This window comes from Neolewinella agarilytica, assembly GCF_900110645.1.
GTDB classification, from domain to species: Bacteria; Bacteroidota; Bacteroidia; order Chitinophagales; family Saprospiraceae; genus Neolewinella; species Neolewinella agarilytica.
The window spans coordinates 132,222-146,622 of record NZ_FOFB01000010.1; the positions used below are offsets into that span (position 1 = coordinate 132,222).

The 14,401-nt window shown below is 52.0% G+C and carries 15 protein-coding genes; 11 read left to right on the plus strand and 4 right to left on the minus strand.

What is annotated here, in order from left to right; all coding sequences use genetic code 11:
* Nucleotides 1-299 precede the first annotated feature (299 nt).
* From rsgA to BM123_RS10675, 9 genes are all read left to right on the plus strand, one after another.
* On the plus strand, nt 300-1,274 hold the full coding sequence (gene rsgA, locus BM123_RS10630) for a ribosome small subunit-dependent GTPase A (protein WP_090168106.1): 975 nt from the start codon (nt 300-302) through the stop codon (nt 1,272-1,274).
* Nucleotides 1,275-1,621: 347 nt separating this feature from the next.
* Complete coding sequence (gene lpxK / locus BM123_RS10640; RefSeq protein WP_090168109.1) at nt 1,622-2,689, plus strand: tetraacyldisaccharide 4'-kinase; 1,068 nt, start codon at nt 1,622-1,624, stop codon at nt 2,687-2,689.
* 157 nt (nt 2,690-2,846) lie between these two features.
* Nucleotides 2,847-4,115, plus strand: coding sequence for a 1-acyl-sn-glycerol-3-phosphate acyltransferase (locus BM123_RS10645; RefSeq protein ID WP_090168112.1), 1,269 nt, complete (start codon nt 2,847-2,849; stop codon nt 4,113-4,115).
* 45 nt (nt 4,116-4,160) lie between these two features.
* Nucleotides 4,161-4,682, plus strand: a complete 522-nt coding sequence (locus tag BM123_RS10650) for an energy transducer TonB (RefSeq protein WP_090168115.1) — start codon at nt 4,161-4,163, stop codon at nt 4,680-4,682.
* A gap of 128 nt (nt 4,683-4,810) precedes the next feature.
* Nucleotides 4,811-5,995, plus strand: a complete 1,185-nt coding sequence (argE, locus tag BM123_RS10655; protein WP_090168117.1) for an acetylornithine deacetylase — start codon at nt 4,811-4,813, stop codon at nt 5,993-5,995.
* 32 nt (nt 5,996-6,027) lie between these two features.
* Nucleotides 6,028-6,546, plus strand: coding sequence for a DinB family protein (locus tag BM123_RS10660; protein ID WP_090168119.1), 519 nt, complete (start codon nt 6,028-6,030; stop codon nt 6,544-6,546).
* Between the two features lie 72 nt (nt 6,547-6,618).
* On the plus strand, nt 6,619-9,765 hold the full coding sequence (locus tag BM123_RS10665) for a PVC-type heme-binding CxxCH protein (protein ID WP_090168120.1): 3,147 nt from the start codon (nt 6,619-6,621) through the stop codon (nt 9,763-9,765).
* Between the two features lie 58 nt (nt 9,766-9,823).
* Nucleotides 9,824-10,072: a DUF433 domain-containing protein gene (locus BM123_RS10670; protein ID WP_090168122.1), complete on the plus strand. Its 249-nt coding sequence runs from the start codon at nt 9,824-9,826 to the stop codon at nt 10,070-10,072.
* Complete coding sequence (locus tag BM123_RS10675; protein WP_090168123.1) at nt 10,069-10,419, plus strand: DUF5615 family PIN-like protein; 351 nt, start codon at nt 10,069-10,071, stop codon at nt 10,417-10,419. Before BM123_RS10670 ends, BM123_RS10675 begins: the two co-directional genes overlap by 4 nt.
* Before the next feature lie 41 nt (nt 10,420-10,460).
* Here the strand turns inward: BM123_RS10675 and BM123_RS10680 are convergent, their stop codons facing one another.
* The gene (locus tag BM123_RS10680; RefSeq protein ID WP_090168125.1) at nt 10,461-11,132 is read right to left on the minus strand and encodes a hypothetical protein; all 672 of its coding nucleotides are present in this window, start codon (nt 11,130-11,132) and stop codon (nt 10,461-10,463) included.
* 118 nt (nt 11,133-11,250) lie between these two features.
* On the opposite strand from BM123_RS10680, the gene BM123_RS10685 reads away from it, so the two are divergent.
* Complete coding sequence (locus BM123_RS10685; RefSeq protein WP_245748501.1) at nt 11,251-12,237, plus strand: ThuA domain-containing protein; 987 nt, start codon at nt 11,251-11,253, stop codon at nt 12,235-12,237.
* 2 nt (nt 12,238-12,239) lie between these two features.
* Here BM123_RS10685 and BM123_RS10690 read toward each other — a convergent pair whose 3' ends face one another.
* The 3 genes from BM123_RS10690 to BM123_RS10700 form a co-directional block, all read right to left on the minus strand.
* Nucleotides 12,240-12,653: an SRPBCC domain-containing protein gene (locus tag BM123_RS10690; RefSeq protein ID WP_090168128.1), complete on the minus strand. Its 414-nt coding sequence runs from the start codon at nt 12,651-12,653 to the stop codon at nt 12,240-12,242.
* A 94-nt stretch (nt 12,654-12,747) separates the two neighbouring features.
* A complete protein-coding gene (locus BM123_RS10695) occupies nt 12,748-13,161 on the minus strand; it encodes an SRPBCC domain-containing protein (protein ID WP_090168130.1) in 414 nt (137 codons plus the stop codon).
* 63 nt (nt 13,162-13,224) lie between these two features.
* Nucleotides 13,225-13,800 carry a Crp/Fnr family transcriptional regulator gene (locus BM123_RS10700; protein WP_245748503.1) on the minus strand — a complete coding sequence of 192 codons (576 nt, stop codon included), beginning with the start codon at nt 13,798-13,800 and terminating at the stop codon, nt 13,225-13,227.
* A gap of 117 nt (nt 13,801-13,917) precedes the next feature.
* Between BM123_RS10700 and BM123_RS10705 the strand changes: the two genes are divergently transcribed.
* The gene (locus tag BM123_RS10705) at nt 13,918-14,397 is read left to right on the plus strand and encodes a hypothetical protein (RefSeq protein ID WP_090168132.1); all 480 of its coding nucleotides are present in this window, start codon (nt 13,918-13,920) and stop codon (nt 14,395-14,397) included.
* Nucleotides 14,398-14,401: the final 4 nt, after the last annotated feature.

The following is a 14,401-nucleotide window of genomic DNA, read 5'->3' on the forward strand; positions in this document are numbered from 1 at the left end:
AAAAAAACGGTATGCTAAGACAAGGTTTATTCAATCCGAGAGTTTGGGCGTTGAAATTTAGAATTCGCTTGTTAGAAAAGGGCTTAACTGCAAACAAAGATACTTAGATTATAACTGGCAGTATACAAAATGACTAGAATTGAACACAAGATGCTCATTTTCAGCATTTGACACGTTTAAATCGGGGAATAAAACCATTAGTTCCGTAAGCAAAGCCAACAGAATAAGACATTGAGAGAGAACTAAAGTGCTAACTTGCTTTTTATCACTCTACCTTCGGTTTAACTTACTTTCTCTATATGCACAAAGGTACCGTCACCAAATCCACCGGGTCCTGGTATAACGTAAAGCTTGACCAGCCCAGCCCGGACGGGAATATTGATCTCCGTTGCCGGGTGGCGGGCAGGTTTCGCCTGGAAGACAAGCAACTCACCAACCCGATTGCCGTTGGAGACCGGGTAGCCGTGGTTATTGAAGGTACGGGAGACGAAGAAACAGGTGCCATCCGCCAGATAGAAGACCGTAGCAACTACGTAGTTCGCCAAAGCCCCCGCAAAAAACACGAACTACACCTGCTGGCGTCTAACATTGACCAGGCAGTACTCATTGTAACGTTAATTTACCCTGACGTAAAGCTGGGCTTCATTGATCGGTTTCTACTGATGACAGAGCCTTTCGGCATCCCAACTACCATCGTTTTCAACAAGGCCGACCTTCTGGAAGCAGAAGATCTGGAGACCTACGAAGTCATCGCGTCCATCTACAAAGACATTGGTTACGACGTATTGCTCGTTTCCGCAGAAGAGGGAACAAATATTGACCAGTTCCGAAATTTGCTGAAGGACAAGCGAAGCCTCCTTAGCGGGCAATCGGGCGTAGGGAAATCAACTTTGGTCAATGCTGTTGCCCCTGAGCTAGATCTGCGGACGGGAGAAATTTCAGATTACACGGGCAAAGGAACCCACACTACAACCTTTGCCGAACTCTTCAACCTTCCCTTTGGAGGTGAAATCATTGACCCGCCGGGCATCAAAAACTTATCGTTCAACTACCTGAAGCCGATCGAGATCGCTTATTACTACCGGGAAATTTTTGCCCTCAGCCCGGAGTGCCGCTTTGGCGGCACTTGTCTGCATAAGAATGAGCCCGGCTGCGCCGTCATCGCCTCCGTGGAAGCAGAAGATGACCGGGTGACCGACCTTCGCTATCACAGCTACCTCACCCTGCTGGCTGAAACCGAAGAGCAGAATTATTGGGAGCGTAAGAAGGTCTGAGGAAAGGAGCAGAAGACAGCGTCTTCCCCGGAACCCAGCATCGCACCTGCGTGTAGCGCCTGAATTGCACCTTTCGCATAACCCGGGCAGAGAAAGTGCGCATCATCGCATAAAACCCTGGGGAGTGCAATCAAAATTTGAGAAACAGCAAAAGGAGTTGGCGCGGACGCAGGTGCAACGTCGGTTTATTAAAAGCAAGGATGTCAAAGAACATCAGTTTTGTCTCCAACTCAGCTGTGTTCATCGAAGAATTGTAACAGATAGCAACCCAACCCCCTCCCCGCTTGTACTCCTCCTGCGGTAGCCCAATCAAATATCGCCAATCAAATATCGCATATCTTCCTCCAGTGGTACAGACCAAACTCGCCAAGGCTCTCCTCTCTCCCTTTTCTCTGCTCTACGGGCTGGGGGTGAGTTTTCGTAACTGGACCTACCGGCGCGGTCTGCAGAAAAGCATTTCCTTCTCCGTTCCCGTCATCAGTGTGGGTAACCTCAGTGTTGGCGGTGCCGGCAAAACGCCCCACATTGAATATCTCATTCGAGGTTTAGACCCCTACCTGGAGATTGCTACCTTAAGTCGTGGTTACCGCCGAAAAACCAAGGGATATCTCCACGTTCGCCCCAACATGAATGCAGAGCAGGTAGGCGATGAACCGCTGCAGTTCGCCCGGAAATTTCCGGAGGTGTTGGTCACCGTTGCCGAAGAACGCGCCTTTGCCATCCCGAAGATCATGGCCCAGAAGCCATCAACTCAGCTGGTGCTGCTCGATGATGCCTACCAGCATCGCTCCGTGAAACCAGGCCTGAACATCCTGCTGACGGAGTTCGACCGTCCCTTTACCCGCGACTACCTCCTGCCCAGTGGCCGCCTGCGCGAATGGCGCTCCGGTTATACCCGGGCCGATATCATCATCGTTAGTAAATGCCCCAAAGAGCTCGACCGGGCTGCGGCCGACCAACTCATTGAGGAAATCGACCCCCTACCCCACCAGCGGGTATTTTTCACCTACTACGACTACGCCGCACCCTATTATATGCTCGACCATCGCTACCGCCTGAAGACGGAAGAAGACGTCAGCCTGTTGCTTATTTCCGGCATTGCCCGGACGGACTACCTCCTGGAGCACCTCCGCCGCGAAAGCCCCCACGTGCAAACTCTCGACTACGAAGATCACCATTACTTTGACCGCCGCGACCTGGCCAACCTCCAGCTCCGCTTCAAGGAAATGCCCGGTAAACACAAAGCCATCATTACCACTGAAAAAGACGCGATGCGGCTCGAGCTACACCGGCAGTACATCGCTAAAGAGAAGCTTCCCATTTTTGTGCTTCCCCTCGCGGTACGCTTTCACTTCGAGGAAGGGCCGGACTTTGACACCTTGGTGCGGGATTATTTGCTGGAGTTTAAGGCTTGAGGTAGACGCTTTGCGCTTAGACGAAAAAATCGCTGCGCTTTTCTTTTAGACGGTCTTCTGCCTTGTAGACGCTGCGCCTTGAGTCCACAAGCGAAGCGTCTGAAAGTGAGCGAAGCGAACATCTACCAACAAAGCAAGCTTTGTGTATCTTGCCCCCATGTCAAAAATAGTATTCTGGATTTTCCATTTCATGAGCCGCTGGATGATACGTCTTTACTACCCCGGCATGGAGGTAGAAGGGCGCGAGCGTGCCAACCATCCCGGGCCAACGCTCCTGTGTGGAAATCACCCAAATACGTTGATTGATCCATTAATTGCGGGTATTCACCTGGATTATCAGACCTACTTCCTGGCCAACGCCAGCATGTGGATGAACCCCGTAATGGCCTTCGCCATCGACCCTTTCTGTATCCCCGTTGCCCGTCCACAGGACCGGGAAAAAGGAGCCACCAAGGGCGTAGACACCGATGAAATTTTCAACCGCACTTTTCGTGGACTGGAGAACGGCAGCGTGGTTTACATCGCACCGGAGGGTGCCAGTGAGCTGGAGCGTAAGCTCCGCCGTCTGAAGGGAGGTGCCGCCAGCATGGCCCTCGAAGCCGAAAAACGGAATGACTGGAAGCTCGGCCTCTCCGTTCAGCCCGTAGGGGCCAACTACGAAAGTCCGACGACCTGCTTCAGCCGCGCCTTTGTCCGCTACGGAGAGCCCATCGATATACTGCCTTTCCGTGAGCAGTATGAGACCAGCCCCATGCGCGCCATCCGCGCGCTGACCAACGAGCTGACCGCCAGTATGCAAGGGCTACTCATTCAGACTAAAAACAAAGCCGAAGAGCATCTCCTTCGCCCCATTGAGCGGGCCATACAGAATGAGCGTCCCCTCACGGTCAGCAAACATCATTACCGAACGCAAGACATCCTCGCCGCCCTCCGGGAAATGCCCGAAGAAGAACGCGAAGCCCTGCGGGAGACGGCCACCACCTACGACCAGTTATTGCGCAAAAACGGCCAGTTAGACATTGAGTTCAGCAACCACCCTGAGCGGAAGTTACACGCGGGCACCATTCTGGCCCTCCCCTTCTTCCTCTATGGCCTGCTCAACCATGGCCTCTGGCTCATCCTGATCAATGCTATCTGGAAAGCGCTGGGCATTGACCGTGGCTATAAAGCTACCTTCCAAACGCTGGGCAGCTGGTTCGTGATGCCCATTACCTACCTCATCCAGGTATTGATCTTTAATTGGGTCTGGCCAGCGGGCTGGGGCTGGCTTTACCTGCTCAGCCTGCCTGTCTCCGGCCTCTTCGCCCTCAAATACTGGACGACCTACCGGGCCTTCTGGGCGGGGCGTTTTTCGGGCTCGAAAAAAGATGATGCCCGGCTGCGGGAGTTGCGGGACAAGATGTTGGCGGGGGTGCCTACAGTTTAAATCTGCTTATCGCACCAAAAAAATGTTCAATAGCATCTTGAGAACATGCGCCGTTCTCCAACACTTCTCTACTTGTATGTTTCCTGGATAACAGGTGTAACTTTGATGATGTTGGTCTTGGTAAATCCTTACGTTGAGAGTTGGTTAGACGACGAGATCTATTATTGCCCGTATTCCTACGGCAATATTCCATCCGGTGTGATAGCCGAGCTGGTTAATGTATCTCCACGTTTTACTGGCTGTCCCAGTTTACCAGCCAATGAGGAATGTGCTACCCAACATTTAGAAGACTACCTCTATGACAAGGTTACTTTTCCCGCCAGCCAGTATAATGAAGGCACTGCGGGACTGGTAGTATTATGTATAGTCATAAAACCCAGTGGAAAAACTGGCAGAATCAGCTTACTTCGAGACCCCGGTCACGGTCGTGGAGCAGATGCTTTGCGCATAGTTCGAGAGATGCAGGCAAATGGTATCTCATGGAAACCTGCTACCGTAAACGGCAGGCCTGTCGAACAAAGAGTTTATATAAAAATAAGATACAGTAACTTTCACTGGGTTCTTTAGGCTGGCAGCCTACCACCGGCTGAAGCCGGTGCTGAATTGTAAAGCCTTCCGGACTATCATGGCTCAGTCCGTAAGGACTTCATAATACAGGAGTTTCAGCTGTAGCATAGCCTCCGTATCTTGCCGCCATGACCACAACCCAACCCCTCACCGCCACCCAGATCCTTACCGAGCTCGTCTCTTTCCCCGTTTTGGGCGGAGACTCTAACCTTCCGGTACTGAACTGGATTACGAATTACCTGGACAGCTACGGCGTGAGCTACCAGACCGTCCCGAACGAAGATGGCAGTAAGGCTGCTTTACACTGTCGGATCGGTCCGGCAGTCGATGGAGGCATCATCCTGAGCGGGCATATGGACGTAGTCCCCACGGTGGGGCAACCCTGGGATACGGACCCGTTTAAGCTCACGCTGAAGGGAGACAAACTCTACGGTCGCGGCAGCTGCGACATGAAGGGCTTTCTGGCCTGCTGTCTGGCGAGCGTTCCCCTGCTCCTGTCCCGCAATACTGCGGGACGCCTCCAAAAACCTGTCTACTTTGCTTTTTCCTACGATGAGGAAATTGGTTGTATGGCTGGTGACATCACCGCCGAAGCCATTCGTGACTTTTACGATGAAAAGCCCGCCGGCGCCATCATTGGTGAACCGACGATGCTCGTCCCGATGGTCGGCCAAAAGGGCATTATGGTCTACACCACCACCGTTCGCGGTAGCCAGGGCCACAGCAGCCGTATCAAAGAAGAGGTCGATGCCATCCACGAAGCCGCCCGCCTCGTGGTCTGGCTCGAAGACAAAATGGACAGCCTCATCGCCGCCGGCCGCACTGACGACCGCTTCCACCCTAACCATACCAGCATCCACGTAGGCACGATCAAAGGCGGCTCCGCCTTCAACATCATCGCTAATGAGTGTAGCTTCGACTGGGATTTTCGCAACATTCCCATGGATGATGCACAGGACATCATCGATGCCTTTGAGAAACACTGTCAGGAACGCGTCGCACTGCGCCGCCAAACCTTCCCCGGCTTCGCCATTGAGCACGTGGCCATGCATCCACCCGTTCCTCCTCTGGACACCGCTGAAGACGCTCCCATCGTGGACCTCATCAAAAAGATCACCGGGGCTTCCAAAACCAGTACCGTGGCCTACGCTGCAGAAGCCGGGCAGTTCTCCAACGCAGGTTTCCCCTCCGTGATCTGCGGCCCGGGGGATATTGCACAAGCGCACCGCGCCAATGAATTCTGCGCCGTAGAGCAGTTGGATGGGTGTATGACAATGATTGCCCGTCTAGCGGACTCGTTAGCCGAATCCTGATTCCATCAAGCTAACCCCATTCTTCCATATCTATGCTCCTCCAACGCACTCAACAAGCGTACGACTGGATTAATAAGTATCTCAACAGTATCTCCACTGATCGCTGGGATGAAACGCCCCCCGTCGTAGACTCCAACGTCAGCTGGCAGCTCGGCCACTTAACCCTGAGCGCATACTTTCACTCCGTACTCGTGATAAAAGGCCACCAGCCAGATATCCTTCAGGCCATCCCCATAAAGGATTATTCCCGGCTTTATCACCGAACCGCTGCCCGGGAAGCCGTCGGTAAATTTTCTCCGGAAGAAATGTTAACGCATTGGACGACAATGCAAACCCGTTCCCTGGAAATCATTGACTCGCTCACCGAAGAAGAGCTGAAAAGCCCACTCGTACCAACAGACTTTCCTCATCCCGTTGCCAACATCAAGCGGGAAGCTCTGGAGTGGAACATCCTGCATAATCATTATCACTTCGGACAACTGGGCCTCATTCGGCGCGTACTTCTTGGGGAACCTTACGATTATTTCTCGGGTAATTTACGGGAGGAATAGTCAATCGATTAGGTAAAAACCTGCATGCAATCCAGAGGTTTGCTCACTATCTTAGGCCCATAATCGTCGATCATGCGCCCTTACCTTCTCCTTAGTCTTACCCTTCTTCTCAGTTATTGTAGTGAGCCCAGGCCCGACCCGGTACTTTCCTTAGAGAAGGGAGACCATCTCGTTTTGGTGGGTAACAACCTCTGCGCCCGAATGCTGGAGTTCGGCCATTTTGAAACAGAGTTACAGCTGCGTTTTCCCGAGCATGAGCTGTTCATTCGAAATATGTGTGATGCCGGCAACACCCCGGGCTTCCAGCCACATTCAGCACGGAATGATCCATGGGCCTTCCCGGGTGCAGAAAAATTTTACGAAGACAGCGGCCTCTCCCGGGATTCCGATCCACAAGGGGATTTCCCCACTCCGGACCAGTGGCTGACCAGTCTGGAAGCAGATGTCATTCTGGGCTTTTTTGGTTACAATGAATCCCAAAACGGAGCCGCCGGAATTGACAACTTCAAGGCAGAGTTGAAGGCCTGGATAGACTACACCTCTTTTTCGGATTACAACGGCGAAGACGCCCCCCGCATCGCACTGGTTTCCCCCACAGCATTTCAGGATAAGTCAGCGGAAATGGACGTGCCGGACGGCAGGCTTGAGAACGAAAACCTGAAAATCTATACCGAAGCCATCCGGGAAGTCGCCACGGAGGCGGGTGTGCCGTTCATCGACCTGTTCACCCCCAGCGCAGAATGGATGACCGAGGATGATGGCATGACCACTGACGGTTTACAGCTTTCAGGAGCCGCTTATAAAAAACTGGCTCCCTGGCTGGCCGACCGTCTTTTCGGAGGGAATGCGAAAGAGGCGGCGCGCACGCAGGTGCAGGCTTTGGTCAAGGACAAAAACTGGCTTTGGCACAATGATTATAAGATCCCGAACGGCGTGCACGTCTACGGCCGGCGGCACAATCCTTTTGGCCCGGACAACTACCCGATGGAAATCAAAAAAATACGGGAGATGACCCTCATCCGGGATACGGCCATCTGGATGGCCCTCCGCGGCGAAGAGATGGACATTGCTGCCGCTGACGCCAAGACCTTTGAGCTACCACCAGTGAAAACCAATTACTCCCTGACCAACGAAGACGGCACGGTAGACTACCTCTATGGCGACGAGCTACAATCCACCTTCACCGTAGCCCCCGGCTATAAGCTGGAGCTATTCGCCTCCGAGCAGGAATTCCCTGAGCTGGCCAACCCCGTTCAGATGAGCTTTGACAACAAGGGCCGGCTGTGGGTAGCCTGCATGCCAACTTACCCCCATTACCGCCCGGGCGATGCCCGGCCTAACGACAAACTCCTCATCCTCGAAGACACGGACAAAGACGGCAAGGCCGATAAATCCACCGTCTTCGCCGATGACCTCCACGTACCCGTTGGTTTCGAATTTGCCCCAGAAGGAATTTACGTTTCTCAGGGTACTCACCTCAAACTATTAAAAGACACCGACGGCGACGATAAGTATGATGAGGCGGAAATCATCTTCTCCGGTTTCGATGATCACGACACCCACCATACTATCTCCGCCTATACCACTGACCCCTCCGGCGCCATCTATATGGGCGAAGGGCTTTTTCTTCATACCAACGTTGAGACCCCCCACGGCACTGTTCGGGCCGCCAACGGTGGGTTTTACCGTTTTAGCCCCCAACGTCGCCAGTTGGAACGTACCGCTCAGATCCCGATCCCCAACCCCTGGGGCATCGCCTTTGATCGTTGGGGCCAGCCGTTTTTTGCTCATACTTCGGGGCCTTCTGTCCGATGGATGTTACCCAGTACCATTCGCAATCAATATGGTACCCAGGCACCACTGGGCAGCCAGTTAATCGAAGACGACCACATGGTGCGTCCAACGTCCGGTCTGGAGTTCGTCTCCAGCCGTCACTTTCCTGACGAGGTACAGGGCGATATGCTCATCAACAACACCATTGGTTTCCTGGGCATGAAACAGCATCAGATGATCGACACGAAAGACGGTGAATACACTACCCGCTGGCGACAAGATCTGGTAAGCGGAACGGATCCCAACTTCCGCCCCGTAGACATGGAGTTTGCCCCTGACGGTAGCCTTTACTTCATTGACTGGCACAATGTTCTCGTGGGCCATATGCAGCATAATGCCCGTGATCCATTGCGCGATCATGTACACGGTAAGGTCTACCGGATAACTTACCCCTCCCGTCCCTTAGTAGAGCCTGCTGAAGTAGCCGGAGCATCCGTTATGACCCTGCTGAACAATCTTAAGCTGCCCGAATACCGAAGCCGCTATCGCAGCCACCGCGAGCTACGGGGGCGGACTCCGGAAGAGGTATTACCTGCCGTTAAAGACTGGGTTGCCGCACTAGACAAAGACAACGATCACTACGAAGAGCTACTGCTTGAGGGCCTTTGGGTTACCTGGGGGCAAAACCGTATTGATCAGGAGTTTCTGGAAGCAGCACTGCAGGCCAAAGACTACCGCATCCGCGCCGCTGCCGTCATGGTTCTCCGCTACGGTGGCCATCAGATCAACTACCAGACCACACTGCTGAACACGGCCGTCGCTGACCCTCACCCCCGGGTCCGGATGGCCGCTTTGGTAGCCGCCACCTGGCTACCGGAAGACGCTGGCCGAATGGTCCTCGCTACCGCCGAACAACAACCCATTGAGGAATGGATGAGACCCTTCTATGAGGCCGCCCCTAAGTTTCTTACCGGAGAAGGCCTCAAAGTCACCAAAGGCTCCGAGATCATCGTCAATCACCTCAAGGGAGACGACCTGGAGCAGTTCTCCGCCGGCTGGGACATCTACCATAAAGACGGCTCCTGCCGGACCTGTCACCAGAAAAACGGTAAAGGGCTCGGTGCCTCCGGCTTCCCGCCGCTAATGGGCTCCAGCTGGGTAACCGGCGATCCGAAGACATTAGCCAGAATCTTGCTCAAGGGCCTGATTGGGCCCATTGAAGTCAAGGGCAAGGTTTACCCCGGCCAGGTCCCCATGACACCCTACGAAGACCTGCTCAACGATGAGGAAATTGCTCAGGTGATGACTTACGTCCGCAACGCTTTTGGTAATCGCTCCTCCGTCGTTACGCCGGAATTTGTCTCCGGCGTCCGGGCTGAAATCAAGGCTTCCGGAAAGAAGGGCTATTATAAGGTGGAGGAGTTGCGGGAGGCGATGAAGAAGTGAATTAAAGCAACTTCGTGAAGGGAATAATCGTTAACTTCACAGGACATAACTTATCAATATGGAACGTTCAGCCTTACTTGATCGCATTACCCTTAACCCGGAGGTTTGCCATGGCAAGCCTACCATTCGTAACAAACGTTACATGGTAACATCGATGCTAGACTATCTGGCGGGCGGTGATACCATTGATGAATTATTGGAAGAGTTTGACGATCTGGAACGAGATGATTTCCTAGCCTGTATTGCTTATGCTAATACCATGCTAAAAGTTGGAGAATCGGCCATTATTCATTCCATAGCAGCATGAAGTTTTTTATCGATGCTCAGCTGCCCCGGCAAATTACAGCAACCTTTACAGAACTGGGTCACCAAGCAATACATGCCCGAGAACTACCTGATGGAAATGACACCAAGGATGAGGAGATTTTAGAAATTCTAGATATTGACATCGTAATTGTCTCAAAAGATTCAGATTTTTATCATTCTGCCTTAATAAGGGGGAAACCTGCTAAATTGGTGTACGTCAAAGTTCCTAATCAATCAAGAAAGGTTATAGTAGAGCTTTTTAAACGGTCCGCTCCGAAGTTGATTGAATTGCTTTCCCAACACAATATTTTACAGCTTGAAATGGAAAATATTATCAGTATAATCTAGCCTTGAAAGCACACCCCCAAATGGCAGACTACTAGTATAAATCATTTTGGGTAATGCGATTCCACCTTAACCGTATCCCCTTTTTCATTGAAGTATAGCCATTCGCCGAACTTAACGGGGTACTTATTGCGAATAATCAAACTATCCACAATTTCATAGGTCATTGGGTCAACGTGTAAGACAGTATCTTGCCACAAGCTATCAATTTGCCTGTACTGCCCTTCTTCTAAAACACTTAGGCTACGCCGGCTAAATTTTACGGAACGCCCCATTAGCACACCATTCCGATAGTTCTCCAGTGTAACAGTTTCATTTTTTGTCCTAGCATTACATTCCCTTATTCGTACAACTATTGCTTCCTCTTTTAGACCAATCTCCTCTTCCTTTTTTGACGTATAACGGCACCCAAGAAGCCAATGGCCGTGTACACCATTATGCCAAGTCACAATGGGCCGCTTTTCTCCATTTAGGTTCGCATCTACGTTTATTTCATTACCTCGAAAGGTATAAACAATAGTATCTCCAGATCGCTGGTATACGATAGTATCCGGTTCACCAGCCAATTGCAGCCAGGAATTGAGGTGTTGAATATTTTGATATGCTTTACCCTTATGTGGTATTCTTTCCGAAAGAGAGTGCAGAAAGCCCTTTGTTATCTTTTGAGCAGATAGTGAACAGGATAAGAAGAGAAGGAAAGCAGCTATTCTATTCATACTTTCTTAAACACTGCTTAAGTAATTTTATTTTTTAAAGCTGCGATGGTTAATTCAGCAAAAGGAATCGGTCAGAAAATAAAAGCTTAATTGTAAATTGTTCAAACATCCACGAATCATGCGCTACAACCTACTTACCCTCGGGGCCATGCTGTCCCTCCTTTGCTCCTGCAATCCTTCCTCTGCACCCGCGTCCGCGCCCGAAAAAGAGGCGGAGAAGCCGCTAATCGTGTTCGTGACCGGCGACGAAGAATACAGGTCAGAAGAGTCGATGCCCATGCTGGCCAGACTGGTGGAACGGGAATTGGGGGCGCGTACGCAGGTGCTGTTTGCCTTGGATTCAGCAGGGTTTGTCAACCCAAACGTCAATGATAATATCGAGGGACTGGAAGCCCTGGACGATGCCGACATGATGGTCCTCTTCACCCGCTGGCGCGCCCTGCCGGACGCGCAGGCCCAGCACATTCTCGACTTCGCCGAAAGCGGTAAACCCATGGCTGGTTTCCGGACCAGCACCCATGCTTTCATGTATAAAGACGACTCCCTGCGCCAGCACCTCAACAACGACTGGCCAACGGCCGTCTTCGGCCAGCAGTGGATCACCCACCACGGCCATTTTGATGATGGACACGACCCGCTCACCGCCGTTAGTCTCGTCGAAGAGGCTCACAGCCCCATCCTTAATGGTATACAACCCTTTGATGCTTACTCCTGGCTCTATCACGTTGATGGCGGGGAGTGGAAGATTAACCCGAAGACAAAGCAACTGCTACGCGGCAAGTCCCTCCGCTCCAAGCACGAGGAAGCCGGTCGGCTTGATCAGTTCCCGCTCAACAATCCCGTTGCCTGGACGAACGACTATAAAGGTGCCCGTGTCTTTTTCACGACCCTGGGCCACCCTTACGACTGGCAAAATGAAAATATGCGCCGGCTGGCCCTTAATGGTATTGCCTGGGCGCTGGATCGTGCTGATGACATCCCCGCCGAGGGTTTTAACCCAACCATTATCGGGAGTTACCAACCGAACAATTCGGGCTTTGGGGAGAAATTTAAAAAAGGCTTACGCCCGGAAGAGTTGTTTAAAGAAAATGGCCTTCCTCGTTAGTTCTAGCTAAACCGCTTGCTGAACGCTTCATTCATAGCCATGAGACCGCTTTTGGCCGCTTTCATCAATTTCGCCTCCATCAAGGGGACAAGCACGCCCGTAAATTTTTCGCCGTGTACCACGGTGGTGGTTCCGTCGCCATTCTGCGTAAGTAGAAAATAATGTTCTCCGTCGAACAGCCAACCGCTACAAATTCGCCCTCCCCATCGGAGTTCTTTTCCTGGCTTAACCACCAAAACCTCCGAAAGGGAATCTACACCGTTTTGCGTAATGGTCACGGTGTTGCCAACTTGCCAGTTGCCGGAAACGGAGGTAATGAGCGGATTCCAGGATGGGTACTTGGAAAAATCCGTTAGTTCTGCCCACACCTCATGCGATGAGACTGGCAGCTCAATTACTGTATCAAGTTGTAACATTCTTTTTTAGCTCTACTTCTTAGCCGCAAAGATGTCGCTAAGCGACATTGCTTTTCATTGATGTAGGTCAATAAGCAAAAACAAGGCTCACCCGTTATTTCAGTCGTTCCAGCAAGGCATTGTTCATGGCCTCAAAACCAGTTTTTGTATCCTTATTCAATTTCGTGCGAAAGAGCGGCACCAGAAGGCCCGAGAAGTTTTCCCCGTGGGTGAGGGTGGTTGTTCCATCACCATTATCTTTTAGCAGGAAATAGTGCTCCCCATCAAAGAGCCCTTTGAACAAAAGACTCCCTGACCAGCGGAGTTCTTTCCCGTAAGCAAAGGCTAAAACCTTTGGCTTAAAATCCATTCCCCCGGCAGTGATGGCGACAATGTTGCCCCTGGCCCAGTCCCCACTGGCTTGCGTAATAAACGGGTTCCAGTCCGGATAAGCCGCGAAGTTGGTTAGTTCAGCCCATACCCGGTCCGGGCTGGCGGGCAGATCGATGGTAGTGGTCAGTTGTAGCATAAGACTATCTTTTTCGTTAGCCCAAAGGTGCAGCCCTACCCCACTACTCCGTCTTGACAAAAGTCAAGTGCCGGAATTATCTCGTTTTCTGATGCGACTCATCGTTTCCGGCGTCATGCCCAGCATCGACGCCAGATAGTGCAGCGGGACAGATTCAAACAGCCCGGGCTTAAAAGCCAAAAGGGCTTCGTAGCGCTCCCGTGCGGACAAGGACAGCAGGCTGAACACCCGGTCTTCCAGCGTCATAAAGCAGCGGGCAAGAAATTCCTTTTCCAGCGTTTCCCAGTTGGGGATCAACTCTCCCATCCGGAGGTAATGCTCTTCGGGGAGCGTCCAGAGCTGACAGTTTTCGAGCGCCTGTATGTTCCAGCGGGCGGGGGTGGCAAAGAAGAGTGGGTTAAGATCGGCGACGAAGTAGCCGGGCGTAAAAATCCATTGGGTAACGTCTTTATCTGCCGTTGGCGCCCACCCACGCAGGTGGCCAATCCGGGGAAATGCGAGCTTGCGAACCATTTGCCCCTGCCGGAGGAAGTAGTCTCCTTTTTCCAGGTAATCTTCGCGAAAAAGAGCAGCTACTTCAGCCGCTTTCGGCGGGGCAATACAGAAGTTCTCCTGAAGTAATGCAGGCAGAGTTATCATGCTGCGCAAGTTACTTATTTGGACGGATTGCGTTTCCTCATTATTCTCCGTATGAATAGCACGAGCCACTTGACCAACATCCCCTCCCTGTCCAACGTTTCCCAGAAAACTAAAGCGATGAGACAACTACTCTTTCTATTACTGGCGATCGGCCTCTGCAACTGTACTCCCAAGCCAACGGCTCTAAGCACCTCAGCTCACACGGAGAACACAACCTCCTACCTCATCGGCTACACCGGCGGCTGGGGTGGTGGGCCAGCCTACAAACTCGAAAACGGTAAGCTCTACGAATCCGTCAACCAGCATAACCCCGGCAACGCTGATGCTACGGTAAATGATAACACCTTTAAAACACTTAAATCGGCTACCGGCCTGCAGGCCATGCAGCGCCTGGCCGAAGACTTCAAAGAGAACGTTATGAGTGAAGTGCCTCCGGGTTTCCAGTGCCCCGAGATGGCTTACGATGGTGTTTGTCCCTACTTCATTATCGTCAAAGACGGTAACATCCGCGGCTGGACGCTAAGCGAGAAGGGAACGTACCCCGATTCATTCAAAACCTTCATGGAAGAGGTGGGGGAAGCGCTGACGGAGATATAGTCAA

What these genes read in the sequence shown, in the direction of transcription:
- rsgA (WP_090168106.1), top strand. Translation starts at nt 300, where the DNA reads ATGCACAAAGGTACCGTCACCAAATCCACCGGGTCCTGGTATAACGTA.
- BM123_RS10645 (WP_090168112.1), top strand. Translation starts at nt 2,847, where the DNA reads ATGTCAAAAATAGTATTCTGGATTTTCCATTTCATGAGCCGCTGGATG.
- BM123_RS10650 (WP_090168115.1), top strand. Translation starts at nt 4,161, where the DNA reads ATGCGCCGTTCTCCAACACTTCTCTACTTGTATGTTTCCTGGATAACA.
- argE (WP_090168117.1), top strand. Translation starts at nt 4,811, where the DNA reads ATGACCACAACCCAACCCCTCACCGCCACCCAGATCCTTACCGAGCTC.
- BM123_RS10660 (WP_090168119.1), top strand. Translation starts at nt 6,028, where the DNA reads ATGCTCCTCCAACGCACTCAACAAGCGTACGACTGGATTAATAAGTAT.
- BM123_RS10665 (WP_090168120.1), top strand. Translation starts at nt 6,619, where the DNA reads ATGCGCCCTTACCTTCTCCTTAGTCTTACCCTTCTTCTCAGTTATTGT.
- BM123_RS10670 (WP_090168122.1), top strand. Translation starts at nt 9,824, where the DNA reads ATGGAACGTTCAGCCTTACTTGATCGCATTACCCTTAACCCGGAGGTT.
- BM123_RS10675 (WP_090168123.1), top strand. Translation starts at nt 10,069, where the DNA reads ATGAAGTTTTTTATCGATGCTCAGCTGCCCCGGCAAATTACAGCAACC.
- BM123_RS10680 (WP_090168125.1), bottom strand. Translation starts at nt 11,132, where the DNA reads ATGAATAGAATAGCTGCTTTCCTTCTCTTCTTATCCTGTTCACTATCT.
- BM123_RS10685 (WP_245748501.1), top strand. Translation starts at nt 11,251, where the DNA reads ATGCGCTACAACCTACTTACCCTCGGGGCCATGCTGTCCCTCCTTTGC.
- BM123_RS10690 (WP_090168128.1), bottom strand. Translation starts at nt 12,653, where the DNA reads ATGTTACAACTTGATACAGTAATTGAGCTGCCAGTCTCATCGCATGAG.
- BM123_RS10695 (WP_090168130.1), bottom strand. Translation starts at nt 13,161, where the DNA reads ATGCTACAACTGACCACTACCATCGATCTGCCCGCCAGCCCGGACCGG.
- BM123_RS10700 (WP_245748503.1), bottom strand. Translation starts at nt 13,800, where the DNA reads ATGATAACTCTGCCTGCATTACTTCAGGAGAACTTCTGTATTGCCCCG.
- BM123_RS10705 (WP_090168132.1), top strand. Translation starts at nt 13,918, where the DNA reads ATGAGACAACTACTCTTTCTATTACTGGCGATCGGCCTCTGCAACTGT.